Genomic DNA, 19370 nt, shown 5'->3' on the forward strand with positions numbered 1-19370 from the left:
ACGCCGACGCAGACCAGGACCAGCAGGGCTTCGAAGAAGATCTCCACGGGGTGCTCCTTGAGCGGGGGGCATACGACAGGGCCGCCCCCAGCTTACGCGGCCCACCTCGGCTCTTCTCGCCGGACTCCGTCCAGGAAGGCGGCCCACGCGGGCGCGGCGAACAGGAGGGCTCCGCGAGCGGGGTCCTTGCTGTCCCGGACGGGGACGAGGGAGGGGAGGTTGGGGGCGACCTCGACGCACTCGCCGCCGCTCGTGTTGCTGTAGCTGCTCTTGCGCCAGTCGGCGGCGCGGAGGAGATCGTCGGAGACCTCTAGGCAGTCGCCCCCGCTCGTGTTGCTGTAGCTGCTCTTACGCCAAGAGACGGCGCTCAGATCGACGACTCGCATGGCGCTTCCTCCAACGTCCGCAGGATGAACTCGCGCGACTCGGCCGGTGACAGCGCCAAGTCCCGCATCGCATCGTACCTACGTTGCAGCAGCTCAACTGAGGCGTTTTCCTCCAGCAGTTCACCGCGCAGGTCGTTCTCGGAGTAGGCGACGACGCGGCCGTTCGGCAGCCGCAGGAACATCACCGCGGTGTTCATCAGGCCGTGCGGGCCCGCACGGAACGGCAGCACCTGGAGGGTGATGCTCGGGCGCTCGGCCATCTCGGCCAAGTGGGCCAACTGCTCCCGCCACGCCTCCACGTCGCGCAGCGACGTGCGCAGAACCGCCTCGGAGAGGATGACGCGAAACGGCGGTGGCGCCTCCCCGTCCAGCAGTTGCCGACGACCGAGACGGGCCTCGACCTGCTGCTCCAGCTCAGGCCCCTTGAGCCAGCCCACGGCCAGCGCCTCGCGCGCGTACCCGGCGGTCTGGAGCAGGCCCGGCGGTGCGCTCACCGCGTAGTGCCACAGGCTGATCGCCTCGGCCTCCAGGATCATGTACCGCCGATACTGCTCGCGGAACTGCGTGGGATCGGCCACCGCCAGCTCCCACAGCGTGAGCAGCATGCCGCCCGTGCCGTAGTACTGGTCCAGCGCCTCCACGATCTCCGGGCCGCCCAGCGTGTGGCCGTTCTCCAGCTTTCCGAACTGGGACGCGTCCCACCCCACCACCTCGGCGACGCCCCGCAAGGACACGCCCCGCCGGTGCCGGAGCAGCCGCAGCTCCTCCGCGAACCGCGCCCTCGGCTCCTGACTGCGACCCGTGATCGCCCTCCGCTGCGGCACCGCACCCCTCCCGGCTGTGGAATTTGTGGAATTTGGAGCGCCCGGTGTGGCACTAGCGGCCGTTCCGGGCTTGGCGGTCCCCGCCGTGGGTCATGCTCGTACTGCCCACCACTACGCAGAGTAGGGCAACTGTCGCATTCCGTATAGATGTTGACGTAAGGAGCGGACCCGTGAGAACAGAACCGGCCACCTACGAGCCCGGCACCGTGCTCTACGACACCGCCGCCGCCAAGGTCGGTGAATACCGGGGCCGCAGCGGGGCGCGCGTGCTGCTCCGCCCCCTCGGCGGCGGCCGGGAGTGGGAGGCGGAGCCGGCCGCGCTGCGCCCCGCGACCGATCGCGAGCGCCTCGGGGCGAGCCTGCGCGCCGCGAACGACCGCACCCTCGCCATGCCCCCGGCCCCCGGAGGACCGGACCGGCCGCCTCTGCCGGTGCCGGGCTGCGACGCGTGCGCCTGGCTGGCCGACCGGCGGGAGACCGCACGCGCGGCGTTCGACCACAGCGCGGTGACGGACGCGAACGTCCTGCTGCGCCAGCACCAGCGCAAGGAGCACGAGGGATGACGTACGACGGCGGACTGCCCTACGAGGAGTGCAGGCGGGCGCAGCGGCTCTCGCCCCGGCGGGACCTGACCCCCCTCTCCCCCGGTTTCGCGATGCCCCCGTTCCACCCGGACCACCCGCCGAAGCCCGCGCCGAAACCCGCGCGGTCCCGGCCGCACGTCAGGCTGGACGGCGCCACGGTCAGCGGCCTGCTGACCGTCCTGTGCGTCGCGACGCTGCTGGTGACGATCACCTTCGCGGTCTGACGCCGCCCGCGCGGGCTACGCTTCCGGCATGGCGAAGAAGCTCGTGATCAAGGTGACGGCGGGGGCGGACGCGCCCGAGCGGTGTTCTCAGGCGTTCACGGTGGCGGCGGTGGCCGTGGCCAGCGGGGTCGACGTGTCACTGTGGCTGACCGGGGAGTCCGCGTGGTTCGCGGTGCCGGGGCGTGCGGCCGAGTTCGACCTGCCGCACGCCGCGCCGCTGCCCGACCTGCTCGACTCCCTCCTGGCGGGCGGCCGGGTCACGCTGTGCACCCAGTGCGCGGCCCGGCGCGACCTCACCGAGAAGGACGTCATCGAGGGCGTACGGATCGCGGGCGCCCAGGTCTTCGTGCAGGAGGCACTGGCCGACGACACACAGGCACTCGTCTACTGAGCGGTCACAGGAGCAGCCGGGTCTGCAGGGCCACGGTCTGCTGGAACGGCACCTCCCCCGCCCCGCCCGCGCGGCTCTGCAGCACCACCGCCAGAACGTCGCCGGCGCCGAGGTAGGCCTCGCGGACCTGTTCATCGCCGTAGGGCTCGGACTCGGTATAGACGGAGGTGAGCACGTCGTCGGACTCGGCAGCCTCCGGGAACTCCTCGTCGGGCTCCACCGCTTCCGTGCCTCGCACGGCGTAGGCCGGCCTGTCGTACGGCGCCAGCTGCATGGTGATCAGATCGTCCACCGTGGCCGCCGTGCCGAACTGGAGCAGGTAGATCCGCGTGTGCGTTCCGTCGTCAGTGGTCCAGCCACGGGCTGCGATGTGGCGCAGCCCCGCGTCGACGATCCTCAGCCGCAGCTCGTCACGGTCGGCCTCCTCCCGGTACTCCGCGAGGAAGGTCTCCGTCCGCAGCCAACCGTCCTTGCCGCGCAGCCCCTGGTCCGCCGTCGCCCCCTCGGGCGCCGGCAGGAGCAGGTCCCGCAGATCGGCGTAGTGCGCACCGGCCGCGTTCTTCTCGTCGAACGGCCCCGGGCTGCCGGACGGCAGCGGCGCCGCGGTGAGCGTCGGATAGGACCAGCGCCCGTCCGACGCGGTCGCGAGTCCTGGCACGTCCGTCCGGTCCATCCGCGTAACGCCGTACGCCGTGGCCGACCCGACCGCCGCGAAGACGACGACGGCCGCAGTCCAGCGCAGTACGGCGCGCAGGGCCCGGCGGTCCTTGCCCGACGGGCCCGGGGAGCCGGGCGGCGGGGCGTCCGGCAGGGGCGGCAGCGCGGGCGCCGCCGTGACGGGTGCCGCCGGGGTGATCTGCTCGGTCACACGGACTCCCCGGGTTCGACGATCCGGTCCAACTGGTCTTTGAACAGCGCGGCGACGCTCTCGGCGTCGAGCGGCCACAGTCCCTCGGCGGTGGCGGTGACCGTGACGTTCGCCACGGAGGCCGAGCAGTACATCGAGTCGAGGTCTGTGTCGTCGCCTGCGTCGGAGGGCGTGCGGAAACACTCCGCGTCCTCGTAGCCCTCGATCTCGGGGCCGTCGCGGAAGACGTCCAGGTCGTTCAGGAACGCGCTCCGGCCCTCCGTCACGGCACGCGCGGCGGCCGGATCCTTCATCCGGGCCAGAATGATGCTCATGGTGGCGGCGACGCCGTTGAAGTGCTCATCCACGTTGAAGCCGTAGCTGCGCATCGCCATCTCCTTGACGGGCCTGCGGTCGATCTCCTTCTCCAACTGCTTGCGCTCGGATCGAGGCAGTCCGGCCAGGGACTCCTTGAGCAGGGCGGCCGTCCGTGCGCCGTTCAGCACGGCGTCCGAACCGAACTCCCCCAGGTCGGGGCCGCGCGACCAGTCGTCGGTCCGGTACGGCACGAGGGTCCGGGCCAGACTGCCCGGTTCGGCCGTCGCCGCCGGACGGTCCCGGGTGGGTTCGGGACGCGCCCAGGAAGGGGTGCCCGGATCCCGGTCGGCGTCCGCGACGGCCACGGCGGTGCACGCGACGGCTCCGACGACGGCGCCGGTCAGCAGGAGTGCCCCGGTGACGGCGGCGATCCGGCGGCGGCCGCGCCGTCCGGGGATGGGCGCTGCTTCAGCGGCGTCCACGGGGGCGGACGTGGCGGCGCTCGCATCGGAAGGGGCCGCGCTCGTGGACGGGTCGTCGTCGCGGTTCTCGTTCACAGCCGCTCCATCTGCCGCTCGGCCAGACTCGTGATCATCTTCTTCTCGACCCGCTTGGCTCCGCTCACCCAGATCTCCATGGCGATGTCACCCCGCCGGGCGTGCGCTTCCGCCTGGTAGGGAAACGTCGCGGCTTCGAGACCGGGGACGGGCCGGCCGTAGACGTACACCCGCCCGTCCCCCGTGCCCGGAATCCCCCCGTCGTCGACGCCGCCCTCGCCCGCGTAGTACTGGCCGCTCGCATTGGCTCCGCCGGCGCCGAGGACCTCCTCCTGCCGGTACTGGATCAGCCGGATCTCCACGGAGTACGCGCCGTCGACCTCCCAGCCGGTGATGGCGGCCCGGCGGAACTCGGCGTGGAGCAGATGCTCGAACTCATGCTGCGGATCCCCGAATGTCCCGGCGTAGCCAGCCAGGTCCATCCAGCCGTCGGAGCCCTCCAGCCAGTCGACCTCCTCCGCCCCGCGCGGCTTCTTCAGCAGCAGATCGCGGAGGTCACCCTCGGTGCGTACTTGGCGGTCCTGGTCGGCGGGCAGCGGCTTCGGCGCCGCGCCCTCGTCGCGCGTGAGCGCGGCCTGCGACAGCGGCGGCAGCTTCGTCGGTTCCCGGTCCGCCTGCACGAGAACCCCGGTGCAGGTGCCGGCGACCAGCCCCAGCACGGCGGCGGCGGCGATGAGCAGCGTCGTGCGCCCGCGCTGTCGGCTTCGTCCGGCCCCTTCGTCGGGCGCGGCCTCGTCGTCGGGCGCGGCCTCGTCGACGGGTGGCGGCTCGGGGACCGCCGCCGTCTGTGGCCCCTCCGGTGTCGTCGGCGCGGCCGGTGCCGCGGGTCTCGCCGGTTCCTCTTCCATGACGTCCCCCCACAGAACGTGAAGCGCGCGTTCCGTATGCGCGCACACAGGAGACCCACAGCCGGGGTTGGGGGTTGCGGCGGTGTTGATCACGATTCGGCCGCGACGGGGCCCACTGGCCGGTCGGCACCCGCTAGTGGCGCTTCTTGCCGTCCAGCTCGTCCCACCACTCGTCGGACTGGGCGTCGCCCGACGGGTCGTCCCACCAGCGGTCCTCGGGGCCGCGCCGGTTGGCGATCATCGCGGCCACCGGGGGGATGAGCATCGTGAACACACACAGGCCGACGGCCGCCGGGACGGACCAGAGGCGCACGACTCCCCAGGCCAGGACGAAGAGCACGATGCAGGTCCCCATCATGGCGAAGTAGACGTGCCGCCGCCGCGCGTACATACCTCCAGCGTAGGCCGGGAACGCCGAAGGGGCCGCACCCCAGGCGTCCAACCCGGTGGGTGCGGCCCCTTCGGCCGTCACTGCCGTCAGACGGCGATCGCCACCTCCGCCAGGCCGCCCTGCTGGGCGACGACCGTGCGGTCGGCGGTGCCGCCCGGGACGAGCGCGCGTACGGTCCAGGTGCCCTCGGCCGCGTAGAAGCGGAACTGGCCCGTCGCGGAGGTCGGGACCTCCGCCGTGAACTCGCCGGTGGCGTCCAGCAGACGGACGTAGCCCGTCACCGGCTCGCCACCGCGGGTCACCTGACCCTGGATGGTGGTCTCACCCGGCTTGATCGTCGAGGCGTCGGGGCCGCCGGCCTTCGCTCCGCACATGTCGTTACTCCTGAGGGGTTGAGAAGGGGCGGGCTTACTTGTTGGCGCCGAGCTCGATCGGCACGCCGACGAGAGAGCCGTACTCGGTCCAGGAGCCGTCGTAGTTCTTGACGTTCTCCACGCCCAGCAGCTCGTGCAGGACGAACCAGGTCAGGGCCGAGCGCTCACCGATGCGGCAGTAGGCGATGGTGTCCTTCGCCAGGTCGACCTGCTCGTCGGTGTAGAGCTGCTTCAGCTCGTCGTCCGACTTGAAGGTGCCGTCGTCGTTGGCGTTCTTCGACCACGGGATGTTGCGGGCGGACGGGACGTGGCCCGGACGCTGCGACTGCTCCTGCGGGAGGTGGGCCGGGGCGAGCAGCTTGCCGGAGAACTCGTCGGGCGAGCGGACGTCGACCAGGTTCTGCGCGCCGATCGCCTTGACCACGTCGTCGCGGAAGGCGCGGATCGCGGTGTTCTGCGGCTTGGCCTTGTAGTCGGTGGTGGCGCGCTGGGGCACCTCGTCGCCGGGGACCAGCTCGCGGGCGTCCAGCTCCCACTTCTTGCGGCCGCCGTCGAGGAGCTTGACGTTCTCGTGGCCGTAGAGCTTGAAGTACCAGTAGGCGTACGACGCGAACCAGTTGTTGTTGCCGCCGTAGAGGACCACCAGCGTGTCGTTGGCGATGCCCTTGGCCGACAGGAGCTTCTCGAAGCCCTCCTGGTCGACGAAGTCGCGGCGGACCGGGTCCTGGAGGTCCTGGGTCCAGTCGATCCGGATCGCGTTCTTGATGTGGTTCTTCTCGTAGGCGGACGTGTCCTCGTCCACCTCGACGATCGCGATGCTCGGGTCGTCCAGGTGGTCCTGCAGCCAGTCGGCGTCGACCAGGACGTCGCTGCGGCTCATGTTTTCTCCTCCGGGGCAGTTGCGGCGGGGCGTGCGGTGAGAGGGGGGCGCGCTCGGGCCGTGTCGCGGCGCGCGCGGGTGCCCACGACGGTGCGGGGCGAGGATGAGAGGGACACGGACGGCGACGTCGCCGTCCGCCTCAGAAGGCGCGACAGAGCATGGCGGCAACGCGGCACAGGTCCACTGCCCGCCGCTTCGTGAGATCCGCCTGTCGCTTCATAGGACCCGATCGTAGGGATTGAGGGCGGGCCATGTCACCGACGTGTCGCATGATGAGACACGATCGTCCGGAATGTGGGATCGAGAGGCCGTCCGCTTGCCGCCGAGGGGCGCGGGAGCCTCGACGGGTGTCTCCGCATCTGCGGTACGGACGGCGCCGTCTCGCCAGTCGGACATCGGCCGCCAGGCCCCGTGGGGCGACGCCCTTCGTCCTACCCGGCCAGCTTGACGTTGGAACCCTTCACCGTGATCTCGACGCCGTCCTTCGCCGCCTCGACCTTGTCCAGCTCGATACCGCCGGGCAGCTCGTCGATGGTCTGCTGGAAGTCGGTGATGGCCCGGATCCGGGACTCGGCGAGCTGCCTGCCGCCTATCTTCGGCAGCCCGTCGGCGACCACCTCGACGTCGTCGTCCTTGACCTTGACCGAGCTGAGCACCTCGACCGGCTCGGGCACCTCGACGCCGAGGACCGTGGCCTTCAGCGACACCTTGATCTTCCCGTTGCCGCCGTCGGAGAGGCCGACGACCTTGGCGTCGATGCCGGGCGCGATCTGGGTGGGCTCGGACTTGGTGGCCTTCATCAGCTCGCCGTAGCCGACGGTCGCGGTGCCGGTGGCGGTGGCCGCGGTGGCGGAGCTGTAGTCGCCGGAGAACTCGACGCCCTTCATGTGCGCGCGCAGGTGGGCGATGCGGATCTTCTCGTTCGCGTTGCCGGTGGACGCCTCGTAGTCGTCGATGCCGATCTCCACGTCGTCCAGTTCACCGCCGGCGACCTGGGTGAGGAAGGGGAAACCGTTGATGGACACGTCCGGCGTCGAGGCCAGGTTCTCGGTGCTGCGCAGCTGGTCCGCCGCCTCGTCCTCGGCGAAGTTGACGGCGACACGGTCGGCGATCACGAAGAGGCCGCCCAGGATCACGACGACGATCAACAGTATTCGCAGTGCGCGCATGCGGTGTTTCCCCAACCCTGGACGCTCGACGGCGGCGGACCGACGACCGGCGGCCGTCCAGCGCGAGCGTAACGCGGCCTCCGGGCACCCCCCGGGTTTTGTCGAACAGCTGTGACAGGGGGCGCCGCCACCCGTGACAGGCGGCGCCGGGGCTCAGGCCAGGGACCGGCCCAGGAGGTACACGGCCGGGGCGGCCGCCGCGAGGGGCAGGGCCACGCCCGCCGTGAAGTGGACGAAGCGGGAGGGGTAGTCGTAGGCCGCCACCCGCAGGCCGATCAGCGCACAGACCGCCGCCCCCGCGCCGAGCAGCGCTCCCGACGCCCCGAAGTCCGTCACCGAGCCGGCCGCGATCCCCGCCCCGGCCGCCGCGAGCAGCGCGACGACCACGGACGCCGGGGTGGGCAGCGGCAGCGCACGGGCCACGGCGGCCACCGCCACCGCGATCCCGCCGACCGTCACCGCGTCCGCGTCGGCGGCGAGGTAGCCCCCCGCGACGACGGCCAGGGCCGCCGCGGCGATGGTCGCCATCAGGCCGTACATCCGCTCGTCGGGGTCGGCGTGCGAGCGCAGTTGCAGGACCAGGGAGAGCAGCACCCACACCCCGAGCGTGCCGAGGATCGCCGCCGGGGAGCGGTCCGACACCAGCAGCGCCGCGTCGGCGGCGAGCGCGCCCGCGAAGCCCAGCGCGATGCCCTGCCGGGCGGGCCACATGCCGTTCAGCCGGAACCAGCCCGCCGCGGTGAGCGCCTGGAGGGCGACGAGCGGGACGAGGAGGGCGTACGTGCCGAGCGCCGCCGCGCCGGACAGCAGCAGCCCGAGCAGTGCGGTGAGACCGGCCGGCTGCATGCCCGGGTCGATGATGGGCGAACGCCCCTCGGCGCGGGCCCGCTGCGCGTCCGTGATCCGTGTGTTCCCGGCGACGGTCGCGGGACCGTAGCCCGGATCGTCGGAGGAGGGCGCGGGGGCGGGGTCGGGAGCAGGGGGCTCGTACGGCTGCGGCTGGGGCTGTGGCGCGTACGGCTGCGGTTGTGGCTGGGACTGGTACGGCTGCGGCTGCGGCTGTCCGTACCCCGGCGACGGGTACGGCTCAGGCTGCGGCTGGGCGTGCGGCGGCAGGTACGCCGTCTCCTCCGCGGAGACCGGCGGCTGCATCTGCGTCTCCCAGGTCTGCCCCTGCCACTGCTGCGTGTACTGGCCCGCGTTCGGGTCCGGCTGCTCCCCGTAGCCCTGGTACGGCTGGTACGGCTGCTGCCCTGGCCACGCCTGGGCGTCGTATCCCTCGTACTGCTGATGCGGTTCGTACTGCTGATGCGGGTCGTACTGCTGGTACGGCTGCTGCGGCTGGTCGGTCATCGCTCACCCTCCTGCGAACGGCGGGAGCACCTCGACCGTGCCGCCCTCGGCCAGCCGTACCGTCTCATGCCCGCGGGTGCCCACGGGGTCGCCGTCGACGAGGAACGAGCAGCGCAGCAGCACGCGCGTGAGTTCGCCGGGGTGGCGCTCGCGGACCGCGCCGAGCGCGTCGGCCAGCGTCACCGCGTCGTACGGCTCCTCGGCCACCCCCGCCGCGGCCTTCGCGGCCGCCCAGTAGCGCACCGTGACCTTTGCCATCTCGTTCCTTCGTCGTCGGCGATGAACAACGTCAGGCTAGCCCGCTCTGGCCACCGCCCAGTCGCCGATGCGGTCGAGCAGCTCCTCGCCGGAGGCGTTCTCGGCGTGGCCCATGCCGGGCTCCAGCCAGAGTTCGCCGTGGTCACCGGCCGCCTCGGCCAGCATCCGGGGGTGGTCGAGGGGAAAGTAGCCGTCCCGGTCGCCGTGCACGACGAGCAGCGGCCTCGGGGCGATCCGGGGCACCGCCTCGACCGGCGACAGCGGCACCGGGTCCCAGTCGCGGTGGTGGATGCGGGTGCGCAGGCCGTAGCGGCCCACCAGGCGCCCGGCGGGGCGCATCACCAGCCAGTGCAGCCGGCGCATGGGTGCCGTGCCCCGGTAGTACCAGCGGGCGGGGGAGCTGACCGACACGACGGCGTCCGTGCCCGCCGCGTCGTCGTCGGCGTACAGCGCGGCGTGCCGCAGGACCACCGAGCCGCCCATGGAGAAGCCGACGGTCACCACGCGGGTGTGCCCGAAGCCGCGCGCCCAGGCGACCGCCGCCGCCAGATCGAGCACTTCGCGGTCCCCCACGGTGGACCGCCCACCGGACGCGCCGTGGCCCCGGAAGGAGAACGTGACCACGGCGCCGTGCCGCGCGAACGCCCCCGCGATCCGCCGTACGTGCGGCCGGTCGGCGTCGCCCGTGAACCCGTGTGCGACGACGAAGACCAGGTCAGAGGGATCGCGCCCGGTCCCTCCCGGCTCGTACACGGCGTCGATGGAGACACCGTCGGCCGTACGGAGGAAGGTGCGCGCGGGCGTGCGGCGCGGCGCTCCCCGGGGCGTCTCGGCATGCGGACGATTGGCTGGACCACGGGTGGAACGCGCCACATGACCCGGCGGTCGGTTGCTCATGTCGGCTATTCTGCTGGGCAGAGGACTCGGGCAACGTAGCCCCCGGGTCCTTTTGTGCTTCCGGGAGCGATGCCGGGCGGTCGTCGGGCGGTCGTCGGTCATTCACCTCCCGGACGCGCCGCGGGCCCCACGGGCACGGGACCCGCACCCGCACGACCTGTACGAAGCAGTGCCGCAAACGTCCTCGCAGGGACCCAGGAGGAACCAGACGTTATGGGCGAGCGAACCGGGCACGACCACGAACCGTCCCAGGCAGGTGGGGCGCGATGAGTTCTCTGCTGCTCCTGACCAACGCCCTCCAGCCGTCGACGGAGGTGCTCCCCGCTCTCGGCCTGCTGCTGCACAACGTGCGTGTCGCCCCCGCCGAGGGCCCCGCCCTCGTCGACACCCCGGGCGCCGACGTCATCCTCGTCGACGGCCGCCGCGACCTCCCCCAGATCCGCAGCCTGTGCCAGTTGCTGCGCTCCACGGGCCTCAGCTGTCCGCTGGTGCTCATCGTCACCGAGGGCGGGCTCGCCGCCGTCACCGCCGACTGGGGCATCGACGACGTCCTGCTCGACACCGCCGGTCCGGCGGAGGTCGAGGCGCGGCTGCGGCTGGCCACGGGCCGCCAGCAGCTCGGCGGCGACGACTCCCCCATGGAGATCCGCAACGGCGACCTGTCGGTGGACGAGGCGACGTACTCCGCGAAGCTCAAGGGCCGGGTCCTGGACCTGACCTTCAAGGAGTTCGAGCTGCTGAAGTACCTCGCCCAGCACCCCGGCCGCGTGTTCACCCGCGCGCAACTGCTCCAGGAGGTGTGGGGCTACGACTACTTCGGCGGCACCCGCACGGTCGACGTGCACGTGCGGCGGCTGCGCGCCAAGCTCGGCCCCGAGCACGAGTCGCTGATCGGCACCGTCCGCAACGTGGGCTACCGCTTCGTGACACCGGAGAAGCCCGAGAAGGGCGAGAAATCCGAGAAGACCGAGAAGGCCGGGAAGAGCGAGAAGCCCGAGAAGTCGGAGGAGGCGGAGCCGAAGAGCGCCGGGGACCGGTCCGACACGTCGGCGACAGCGGCGGGCGCGAGGTCATCCAAGGTGTGATACGCCCTGCCCGGAGCGGGTCCATCCGCGTAGACTCCGCGCGTGGCCAAGGTGACTCGGGATGATGTGGCGCGACTGGCGGGGACTTCCACCGCCGTCGTCAGCTACGTCATCAACAACGGACCCCGGCCGGTCGCCCCGGCCACGCGCGAGCGTGTCCTCGCCGCGATCAAGGAACTGGGGTACCGCCCGGACCGGGTCGCCCAGGCCATGGCGTCGCGGCGCACGGACCTCATAGGCCTGATCGTGCCGGACGCGCGCCAGCCGTTCTTCGCGGAGATGGCGCACGCGGTCGAGTGGGCCGCCTCCGAGCGCGGCAAGATGGTGCTCGTCGGCAACAGCGACTACGTCGGCGAGCGCGAGGTGCACTACCTGCGCGCCTTCCTCGGCATGCGGGTCTCCGGCCTGATCCTGGTCAGCCACGCGCTGAACGACAACGCCGCCGCCGAGATCGACGCCTGGGACGCCCGGGTGGTGCTGCTGCACGAGCGCCCCGAGGCCATCGACGACGTCGCGGTCGTCACCGACGACCTCGGCGGTGCCCAGCTCGCCGTACGGCACCTGCTGGAGCACGGGTACGCGTACGTCGCCTGTATGGGCGGCACCGCCGAGACGCCGTCCGTCGGCGACCCGGTCTCCGACCACGTCGAGGGCTGGAAGCGCGCGATGAAGGAGGCCGGGCTCTCCACCGAGGGCCGGCTCTTCGAGGCGCCGTACAACCGCTACGACGCGTACCGCGTGGGTCTGGAGCTGCTCTCCGGGCCGCAGCGCCCGCCCGCGATCTTCTGCTCCACCGACGACCAGGCGATCGGCCTGCTGCGCGCGGCCCGCGAGCTGCGCATCGACGTCCCCGGCGAGCTGGCGGTGGCCGGTTTCGACGACATCAAGGAGGCGGACCTCGCCGATCCGCCGCTGACGACGGTCGCCTCGGACCGGTCGGCGATGGCGCGCGCCGCCGTGGACCTGGTCCTGGACGACGGCCTGCGGGTGGCGGGTTCCCGCCGCGAGCGGCTGAAGGTGTTCCCGTCGCAGCTGGTGGTACGGCAGTCCTGCGGCTGCGCGTAGGACACCGCCCCGACCTCCTCGCCCGGCGCCCTTATCCGGCGCCCTTATATCGGGCATACGAGGTTCTGCCGGGCTTCTCAGGCAGCCCTCAGGCCGCTCTCATACGGGGGCGGGAAGCTCATGGACATGACCGAGAGCCTCCGCCACGACGGCGAGTACGAGCACGCGAACCCGTACCAGGGACCCCACCAGCACGCCTCCTCTCCCGTCAGCCCGGAGTGGCCGCCCCCGCCGGCGCAGCCGCCCGGGAACCACCCCACGCAGCCCCTGCCCGAGCCGCCGCACGGCAGGCGTCCGGCCCGGCGGCGCGGTCCCGCCGCCCTGCTGGTCGCCGTGGCGATCGTCGCGGCGGCCGTCGGCGGCGGCACGGCGTACGGCATCCAGGAGCTGGCCGGCGGCGACACCGTCGCTTCCGGCTCGGCCAGCACCAACGTGGTGCCCTCCAGCCAGAAGGGCACGGTCTCCGGCGTCGCGAAGGCGGTCAGCCCGAGCATCGTCGAGATCAACGCCACCTCGAACGCCGGCTCCTCCACCGGTTCCGGTGTGATCATCACCGACGACGGCGAGATCATCACCAACAACCACGTCGTGTCCGGCGCCTCGTCCGTCAAGGTGACGACGAACGACGGCAAGCAGTACACCGCCGAGGTCGTCGGCACCGACAGCAAGAAGGACCTCGCGCTGATCAAGCTGAAGGACGCCTCCGGCCTCGAGGCCGCCACCCTCGGCGACTCCGACGGCATCGGGGTCGGCGACCAGGTCGTCGCCATCGGCTCCCCCGAGGGCCTGACCGGCACCGTGACCAGCGGCATCGTCTCCGCCCTGAACCGGGACGTGACCGTCTCGACGGACGAGGGCCAGCAGCAACAGCAGCAGCGGCAGGGCGGCCAGTGGCCGTTCGAGTTCGGCGGGCAGCAGTTCAACGGCGACACCGGCTCGTCCACGACGACGTACAAGGCGATCCAGACCGACGCGTCCCTCAACCCGGGCAACTCCGGCGGCGCGCTGATCGACATGAACGGCAACATCATCGGCATCAACTCCGCGATGTACTCGGCGACCGAGTCCTCCGCGAGCGCGGGCAGCGTGGGCCTGGGCTTCGCCATCCCGATCAACACGGTGAAGGCCGACCTGCCCGAGCTGCGGGCGGGCGCGAGCAACTGAGCGGGCGCGAAGACGTGCGACGCTGAAAGCGTTGACACCCCGTACCCGTACCCGACCGCACCCGAGGACCCGAGCCCATGAGCCCCGCAGACGCCGACCGCGACCGCGAGATCCAGCGCATCCTGATCGTCGACGACGAGCCGGCGGTCCGCGAGGCCCTCCAGCGCAGCCTCGCCTTCGAGGGGTACGACACCGAGGTCGCCGTCGACGGCGCCGACGCGCTGGAGAAGGCGGCGGCGTACCGGCCCGACCTCGTCGTCCTGGACATCCAGATGCCCCGCATGGACGGCCTGACCGCCGCCCGCCGCATCCGCGGCGCGGGCGACCTGACGCCGATCCTGATGCTGACGGCCCGCGACACGGTCGGCGACCGGGTGACCGGCCTGGACGCGGGGGCGGACGACTACCTGGTCAAGCCGTTCGAGCTGGACGAGCTGTTCGCCCGCATCCGCGCGCTGCTGCGCCGCAGCTCCTACGCGGCGGCGGTGGACGCCACCGCCGAGGACGACGACACCCTGAGCTTCGCCGACCTGACCATGGACCTGGCGACCCGGGAGGTCACCCGCGCCGGACGCCCGGTGGAGCTGACCCGCACGGAGTTCACCCTGCTGGAGATGTTCATGGCGCACCCGCGCCAGGTCCTCACCCGGGAGCAGATCCTGAAGGCCGTCTGGGGCTTCGACTTCGAGCCGTCGTCGAACTCCCTCGACGTGTACGTCATGTACCTGCGCCGCAAGACCGAGGCGGGCGGCGAGCCGCGCCTGGTCCACACCGTCCGCGGCGTCGGCTACGTCCTGCGGCAGGGCGGCGCGGAGTGAGAGGCGTCGCCCGCCGGGTCCGGTCCCTGCCCATCAGGGCGCGACTGTCCCTGCTGGTGGCGGCGGCGGTGGCGTTCGCGGTGGCGGCGGCGGCGGTCGCCTGCTGGTTCGTCGTCAAGAGCGTGCTGGTCAGCTCGCTGGACGAGGCCCTGAAGGCCAACCGCATGACCAGGCAGCAGGTGAGCCAGTACGTCGACCTGCGCACCGGCGCCTGCGCCCACGACCCCGTCACGCACGAACAGAACCCCTTCGGCTCGTCCGTACAGCTCGTGGACGGCACGGGAGGGAGCTGTCTCATCATCGGCACGCGGGAGGTGCCGCTCAGCGACGCCGACCACGCCGTGGCCGAGGGCAGGTCCACCGACGCGTTGCACGACGCCACGGGGGCCGACGGTGCCCAGTACCGGGTCTACACCTACAGCGTGCTGCCCGAGCTGGGCGTGGCCGTCTCCGCCGCGCGACCGCTGGGCGAGGTCAACAGCTCCCTCAACGACCTCGCCCTGGTGCTCGTGATCGTCGCGGGCGCCGGAGTCCTCGGCGCCGGCGCCGCCGGGCTGTGGGTGGCCCGCACCGGGCTGCGTCCCGTCGACGAACTCACCGAGGCCGTCGAGCACGTCGCCCGCACCGAGGACCTCACCGTCCGCATCCCCGTCGCGGACGACAGCGACGACGAGATCGCCCGCCTCTCCCGGTCCTTCAACAGCATGACCTCGTCCCTGGCCAGCTCCCGCGACCTCCAGCAGCAGCTCATCGCCGACGCGGGCCACGAACTGCGCACCCCGCTCACCTCCCTGCGCACCAACATCGAGCTGCTCACCCGCAGCGAGGAGACGGGCCGCCCGATCCCGGAGGCCGACCGCAAGGCACTGCTCGCCTCGGTGAAGGCGCAGATGACGGAACTGGCGGCGCTCATCGGGGACCTCCAGGAGCTGTCCCGCCCCGACACCGGCCAGCACGAAGGCCGCACCCGCATCCTCGCCTGGCACGACGTCGTCGAGTCGGCGCTGCGCCGCGCCCGCCTGCGCGGCCCGGAGCTGGCGATCAACGCGGACGTCCACCCCTGGTACGTACGGGCGGAACCGGCCGCCCTGGAACGCGCGGTGGTCAACATCCTGGACAACGCGGTGAAGTTCAGCCCGGAGGGCGGCACCATCGACGTACGCCTCGCCGACGGCGTCCTGACCGTCCGCGACCACGGACCCGGCATCGCCGCCGACGAACTCCCGCACGTCTTCGACCGCTTCTGGCGCTCCCCGAGCGCCCGCGCCCTGCCCGGCTCGGGCCTGGGCCTGTCCATCGTGGCGCGGACGGTGCAGCAGGCGGGCGGCGAGGTGACCCTGCGACCGGCGGACGGCGACGGTACGACCGCCACGATCCGGTTGCCCGGGGCCCCGGTGCCGCCGCCGGAACGAGGGCTCTAGGCTCGGCCCGGAAGAACTGCTCTTCGGTGACTGGGGGACCTGATGGGGACCGAACACCTGCTCAAGGGCCTGCCCGAGGACGCGGACCTGCGGCGCGCGGACTCCCTGGCGCGGGAGATCTTCTCGGACGTCGCCAACAAGTGGGCGCTCCTGATCATCGAGGCGCTCGGCGAGCGCACCCTGCGCTTCGGCGAGGTGCGCGGCGAGGTCGAGGGCATCAGCCACAAGATGCTCACCCAGAACCTGCGCATGCTGGAGCGCAACGGCCTGGTCGACCGGACGGTGTACCCGACCGTGCCGCCGAGGGTCGAGTACACCCTCACCGAACCGGGCCGCGCCCTGCGCGCCACGGTCGACGCCCTCTGCGACTGGACCCACCGGCACCTCGGCCACATCGAGGGCGCCCGCCGGAGTTTCGACGGCTGACGGGCGCCCTCCCGAACCCGCTGCCGCCTACTGAACGACCGTGATCCGGTCCGCCGCCGGCGGAGCGATCGGGTCGGTGGCCGAGGAGTTGGCAGTCAGGTACTGCTCGAACGCCGTCAGGTCGTCCGCGCCGACGAGTTCGTTCGTGCCCTGGCCCAGCGTGGTGAAGCCGTCGCCGCCGCCCGCGAGGAAGCTGTTGGACGCGACGCGGTAGGTGGCCGACGGGTCGACCGGGGCGCCGTCGAGGCGGACGGAGTCCGCGACGACGCGGTCCGCGCCCGACTTGGTCAGGTCCAGGGTGTAGGTGAGGCCGGAGGAGACCTGGAGGATCTTCGGGGCCGCCTCGTTCGGGCCGCTCACCTGCTCCTTGAGGACCTGGATCAGCTGGGCGCCCGTGTAGTCCTTGAGGTTCACCGTGTTGGCGAAGGGCTGGACCGTGAAGCCCTCGGCGTAGGTGACCACGCCGTCGCCCTCGGCGCCCGAGGCCGCGTAGGTCAGCGGGGCGCGGATGCCGCCCGGGTTCATCAGGGCCAGGTCGGTCTCCGGGTCCTGCGCCTTGCCGTACGCGAACTGCGCGTCGGCGATCAGGTCGCCCAGCGGGGACTCGGTGCCGACCCGGTCGATGTCGGCGGAGACGTAGCCGATGGGGCGGTTGCCGATCGGGGCGGCCAGGGTGTTCCAGTCGCCGATCAGCCGGGTCATGTCGGGCGCCTTCGGGACGTCCCGCGTCACCACGTGGTTCGCCGACTTCACCGACGTACGGGCGATGTCACCCGTGCGGCGGTCGTAGGTCAGCGTGGTGTCCGTGTACAGGCGGCCGAAGGACGAGGCCGAGGTGACCATGCGGGGGTTGCCCGCCGGGTCGGGGACCGTGCAGACGTACGCGTTGTGGGTGTGGCCGGTGACCAGCGCGTCGACCTGCGGCGTGATGTTCTTGGCGATGTCGACGATCGGACCGGAGATGCCGTCGCCCGCGCCCGGGGAGTCGCAGTCGTAGTTGTAGGAGGACGAGGCGGGGAAGCCGCCCTCGTGGATGAGCGCGACGATCGACTTCACGCCCTGGCGCTGCAACTCCTTGGCGTACTTGTTGATCGTCTCGACCTCGTCCTTGAACTTCAGGCCCTTCACGCCCTCCGCCGAGACGATGTCCGGGGTGCCCTCCAGGGTCACGCCGATGAAGCCGACCTTCACACCCCGCTGCTTCCACACCCAGTAGGGCTTGAGCAGGGGCTTCCCGGTCTTCTCGGCGAGGACGTTGGCCGCCAGGTAGGGGAAGTCGGCGCCCTTGAACCCCTTGTCCGTGTAGCAGCCCTCGGTGGGGTGGCAGCCGCCGTTCTGGAGGCGGGCCAGTTCCCCGGCGCCCTCGTCGAACTCGTGATTGCCGACGCTCGTCACGTCCAGGTCGAGCTTGTTCAGTGCCTCGATCGTCGGCTCGTCGTGGAAGAGGCCGGAGAGGAGGGGGGAGGCACCGACCATGTCGCCGCCGGCGGCGGTGATGGAGTATCGGTTGCCCTTGCGGGCCTCGCGCAGGTGGGTGGCCAGGTACTCCACACCGCCCGCGTCGATCGTCTTCGTCGTGCCGTCCGGCTGGACCTCGGTGACCCGGCCGGAGGAACCGGTGGGCGGCTCCAGGTTGCCGTGCAGGTCGTTGAAGGAGAGGAGCTGGACGTCCTGGTAGCGGCCCTGGCCATGACCGTGGCCGCCGTGGCCGCGGTCGTTCCCGCCCGCGCTCGCCGAGGCCGGCAGCGCCGCCGCGGCGAGCGCCCCCGCGGTGACGACGGTGGCGGCGGCGACGAGCAGACGGCTCGTACGGCGTCTGCGACGCGGCTGGTGCGGCTGTGCTGTGGCTGGCATGCGCCCCCCTGTGGGTGTGCGTGGCGCGAGCCGCTGAGGAGACGGCTCGTCGGCGCAGCAGCCTAGAGTCAACGCGCGTAGCGCGACAGGGGCTTCCGGGTTACAGCCTGGTTTAACTTCACCCCCGCCTGCTCCCCCTCCCGCGCCCTGTCCCGCCCCCTCTTCTTCGTCTCCGTCCACTGCCGCCGCTTTGCCGCGCCCGCCCCTTACCCTCGTACGCATGACCAGCGACGACACCGTGCGGCCCGGCCGCCCCCGCTCGATCGAGACCCTCGCCGAACTCGCGCCGGAGCAGACCGACGCCGTCCTCGACCTGCTCACCGATGCGGCCCGGAACGACGGGCAGCACGCCGTGTCCGAGCAGGGCCGGCTGCAACTGCGCGGCCCCGCCCGGGAGGGCGTCGCGCACCTCCTGCTCACCGTCGACGGCGGTGAACTCGTCGGCTACGCCCAGCTGGAGGGCACCGACCCGGTCGAGCCGCCGGCCGCCGAGCTGGTCGTCCACCCCTCGCACCGGGGCCAGGGTCACGGACGGGCGCTGGGCGCCGCGCTGCTCGCCGCCTCCGGCAAGCGGCTGCGGGTCTGGGCGCACGGCGGGCACTCCGCCGCCCGGCATCTCGCGCAGGTGCTGGGGCTGTCCCTCTTCCGCGAACTGCGGCAGATGCGGCGCCCGTTGGCCGGCCTGGACCTGTCGGAGCCGGTGCTGCCCGAGGGTGTGAGCGTGCGCACCTTCGTGCCCGGCCGGGACGACACGGCCTGGCTCGCCGTGAACGCCGCCGCCTTCGCCCACCACCCCGAGCAGGGCTCGCTCACCCAGCGCGACCTCGACGACCGCGAGGCCGAGCCGTGGTTCGACCCGGCCGGGTTCTTCCTCGCCGAGCGGGACGGCGAACTGATCGGCTTCCACTGGACCAAGGTGCACGCCGAGGAGCGGCTGGGCGAGGTGTACGTCCTCGGGATCCGCCCGGACGCCCAGGGCGGCGGCCTGGGCAAGGCCCTGACCACGATCGGCCTGCGCCACCTGGCGGAGCGGGGGCTGCCCACGGCGATGCTGTACGTCGACGCCGACAACAAGGCGGCGGTGGCCGTCTACGAGCGCCTCGGATTCACCACCCACGAGACGGACCTGATGTACCGCACGGAGACGTGAGCCGCCGGGGCCGGTCCGGCGGACGCGCCGTCCCTCAGCGACCGGCCCGGCGGCCCAGCGGCTCCGGCCCGCACGCCGCCCCCGCC

At 72.1% G+C, this 19370-nt stretch carries 23 protein-coding genes; 10 read left to right on the plus strand and 13 right to left on the minus strand.

Annotated elements, in window-relative coordinates:
• Positions 1-92: 92 nt before the first annotated feature.
• Entirely contained in the window at positions 93-386 is a 294-nt protein-coding gene (locus BZZ08_RS31635; protein WP_104635643.1) for a DUF397 domain-containing protein, read from the minus strand.
• Positions 368-1210, minus strand: coding sequence for a helix-turn-helix domain-containing protein (locus tag BZZ08_RS31640; protein WP_104635644.1), 843 nt, complete (start codon positions 1208-1210; stop codon positions 368-370). Before BZZ08_RS31640 ends, BZZ08_RS31635 begins: the two co-directional genes overlap by 19 nt.
• 170 nt (positions 1211-1380) lie before the next feature.
• Here BZZ08_RS31640 and BZZ08_RS31645 point away from each other — a divergent pair, with 170 nt between their 5' ends.
• The 3 genes from BZZ08_RS31645 to BZZ08_RS31655 are packed head-to-tail and all read left to right on the plus strand — an operon-like array spanning position 1381 to position 2409.
• Positions 1381-1773: a hypothetical protein gene (locus BZZ08_RS31645; protein WP_104635645.1), complete on the plus strand. Its 393-nt coding sequence runs from the start codon at positions 1381-1383 to the stop codon at positions 1771-1773.
• A complete protein-coding gene (locus BZZ08_RS31650) occupies positions 1770-2018 on the plus strand; it encodes a hypothetical protein (RefSeq protein ID WP_104635646.1) in 249 nt (82 codons plus the stop codon). The genes BZZ08_RS31645 and BZZ08_RS31650 overlap by 4 nt, the downstream gene beginning before the upstream one ends.
• Positions 2019-2046: 28 nt before the next feature.
• Positions 2047-2409: a DsrE family protein gene (locus BZZ08_RS31655; RefSeq protein WP_104635647.1), complete on the plus strand. Its 363-nt coding sequence runs from the start codon at positions 2047-2049 to the stop codon at positions 2407-2409.
• 4 nt (positions 2410-2413) lie between these two features.
• Here BZZ08_RS31655 and BZZ08_RS31660 read toward each other — a convergent pair whose 3' ends face one another.
• The 10 genes from BZZ08_RS31660 to BZZ08_RS31710 all read right to left on the minus strand — a co-directional run bounded on the left by BZZ08_RS31660 (position 2414) and on the right by BZZ08_RS31710 (position 10301).
• Positions 2414-3277 carry a hypothetical protein gene (locus BZZ08_RS31660; protein WP_104635648.1) on the minus strand — a complete coding sequence of 288 codons (864 nt, stop codon included), beginning with the start codon at positions 3275-3277 and terminating at the stop codon, positions 2414-2416.
• The gene (locus BZZ08_RS31665; protein ID WP_241965615.1) at positions 3274-4131 is read right to left on the minus strand and encodes a hypothetical protein; all 858 of its coding nucleotides are present in this window, start codon (positions 4129-4131) and stop codon (positions 3274-3276) included. Before BZZ08_RS31665 ends, BZZ08_RS31660 begins: the two co-directional genes overlap by 4 nt.
• Positions 4128-4979 (minus strand): hypothetical protein, encoded by an 852-nt coding sequence (locus BZZ08_RS31670; protein ID WP_198601805.1) that lies wholly within the window; start codon positions 4977-4979, stop codon positions 4128-4130. Before BZZ08_RS31670 ends, BZZ08_RS31665 begins: the two co-directional genes overlap by 4 nt.
• Positions 4980-5112: 133 nt before the next feature.
• The gene (locus BZZ08_RS31675; protein ID WP_104635650.1) at positions 5113-5370 is read right to left on the minus strand and encodes a DUF3099 domain-containing protein; all 258 of its coding nucleotides are present in this window, start codon (positions 5368-5370) and stop codon (positions 5113-5115) included.
• A gap of 86 nt (positions 5371-5456) precedes the next feature.
• Positions 5457-5744 carry a DUF1416 domain-containing protein gene (locus tag BZZ08_RS31680; protein ID WP_076975427.1) on the minus strand — a complete coding sequence of 96 codons (288 nt, stop codon included), beginning with the start codon at positions 5742-5744 and terminating at the stop codon, positions 5457-5459.
• Between the two features lie 34 nt (positions 5745-5778).
• A complete protein-coding gene (locus BZZ08_RS31685; protein ID WP_076975426.1) occupies positions 5779-6624 on the minus strand; it encodes a sulfurtransferase in 846 nt (281 codons plus the stop codon).
• A 431-nt stretch (positions 6625-7055) separates the two neighbouring features.
• Positions 7056-7793: an LmeA family phospholipid-binding protein gene (locus BZZ08_RS31695; protein ID WP_104635651.1), complete on the minus strand. Its 738-nt coding sequence runs from the start codon at positions 7791-7793 to the stop codon at positions 7056-7058.
• Between the two features lie 153 nt (positions 7794-7946).
• Positions 7947-9146, minus strand: coding sequence for a hypothetical protein (locus tag BZZ08_RS31700; RefSeq protein WP_104635652.1), 1200 nt, complete (start codon positions 9144-9146; stop codon positions 7947-7949).
• 3 nt (positions 9147-9149) lie between these two features.
• A complete protein-coding gene (locus tag BZZ08_RS31705; protein WP_030187984.1) occupies positions 9150-9404 on the minus strand; it encodes a MoaD/ThiS family protein in 255 nt (84 codons plus the stop codon).
• Between the two features lie 36 nt (positions 9405-9440).
• Positions 9441-10301: an alpha/beta hydrolase gene (locus BZZ08_RS31710; protein WP_198601806.1), complete on the minus strand. Its 861-nt coding sequence runs from the start codon at positions 10299-10301 to the stop codon at positions 9441-9443.
• A gap of 266 nt (positions 10302-10567) precedes the next feature.
• On the opposite strand from BZZ08_RS31710, the gene BZZ08_RS31715 reads away from it, so the two are divergent.
• From BZZ08_RS31715 to BZZ08_RS31740, 6 genes are all read left to right on the plus strand, one after another.
• A complete protein-coding gene (locus BZZ08_RS31715; RefSeq protein ID WP_104635654.1) occupies positions 10568-11386 on the plus strand; it encodes a response regulator transcription factor in 819 nt (272 codons plus the stop codon).
• A 42-nt stretch (positions 11387-11428) separates the two neighbouring features.
• Positions 11429-12451, plus strand: a complete 1023-nt coding sequence (locus BZZ08_RS31720; protein ID WP_087808575.1) for a LacI family DNA-binding transcriptional regulator — start codon at positions 11429-11431, stop codon at positions 12449-12451.
• A 126-nt stretch (positions 12452-12577) separates the two neighbouring features.
• Entirely contained in the window at positions 12578-13615 is a 1038-nt protein-coding gene (locus tag BZZ08_RS31725; protein WP_198601807.1) for a S1C family serine protease, read from the plus strand.
• A gap of 77 nt (positions 13616-13692) precedes the next feature.
• Entirely contained in the window at positions 13693-14433 is a 741-nt protein-coding gene (locus tag BZZ08_RS31730; protein WP_104635656.1) for a response regulator transcription factor, read from the plus strand.
• The gene (locus BZZ08_RS31735; protein ID WP_104635657.1) at positions 14430-15854 is read left to right on the plus strand and encodes a sensor histidine kinase; all 1425 of its coding nucleotides are present in this window, start codon (positions 14430-14432) and stop codon (positions 15852-15854) included. Before BZZ08_RS31730 ends, BZZ08_RS31735 begins: the two co-directional genes overlap by 4 nt.
• A gap of 42 nt (positions 15855-15896) precedes the next feature.
• Positions 15897-16280 carry a winged helix-turn-helix transcriptional regulator gene (locus tag BZZ08_RS31740; protein WP_104635658.1) on the plus strand — a complete coding sequence of 128 codons (384 nt, stop codon included), beginning with the start codon at positions 15897-15899 and terminating at the stop codon, positions 16278-16280.
• 27 nt (positions 16281-16307) lie between these two features.
• Here the strand turns inward: BZZ08_RS31740 and BZZ08_RS31745 are convergent, their stop codons facing one another.
• Positions 16308-18134 carry a bifunctional metallophosphatase/5'-nucleotidase gene (locus BZZ08_RS31745; RefSeq protein ID WP_104635659.1) on the minus strand — a complete coding sequence of 609 codons (1827 nt, stop codon included), beginning with the start codon at positions 18132-18134 and terminating at the stop codon, positions 16308-16310.
• Between the two features lie 220 nt (positions 18135-18354).
• Here BZZ08_RS31745 and mshD point away from each other — a divergent pair, with 220 nt between their 5' ends.
• A complete protein-coding gene (gene mshD, locus BZZ08_RS31750) occupies positions 18355-19284 on the plus strand; it encodes a mycothiol synthase (RefSeq protein WP_104635660.1) in 930 nt (309 codons plus the stop codon).
• Positions 19285-19370 lie beyond the last annotated feature (86 nt).

It is taken from the genome of Streptomyces sp. MH60, assembly GCF_002939385.1.
GTDB lineage: Bacteria > Actinomycetota > Actinomycetes > Streptomycetales > Streptomycetaceae > Streptomyces.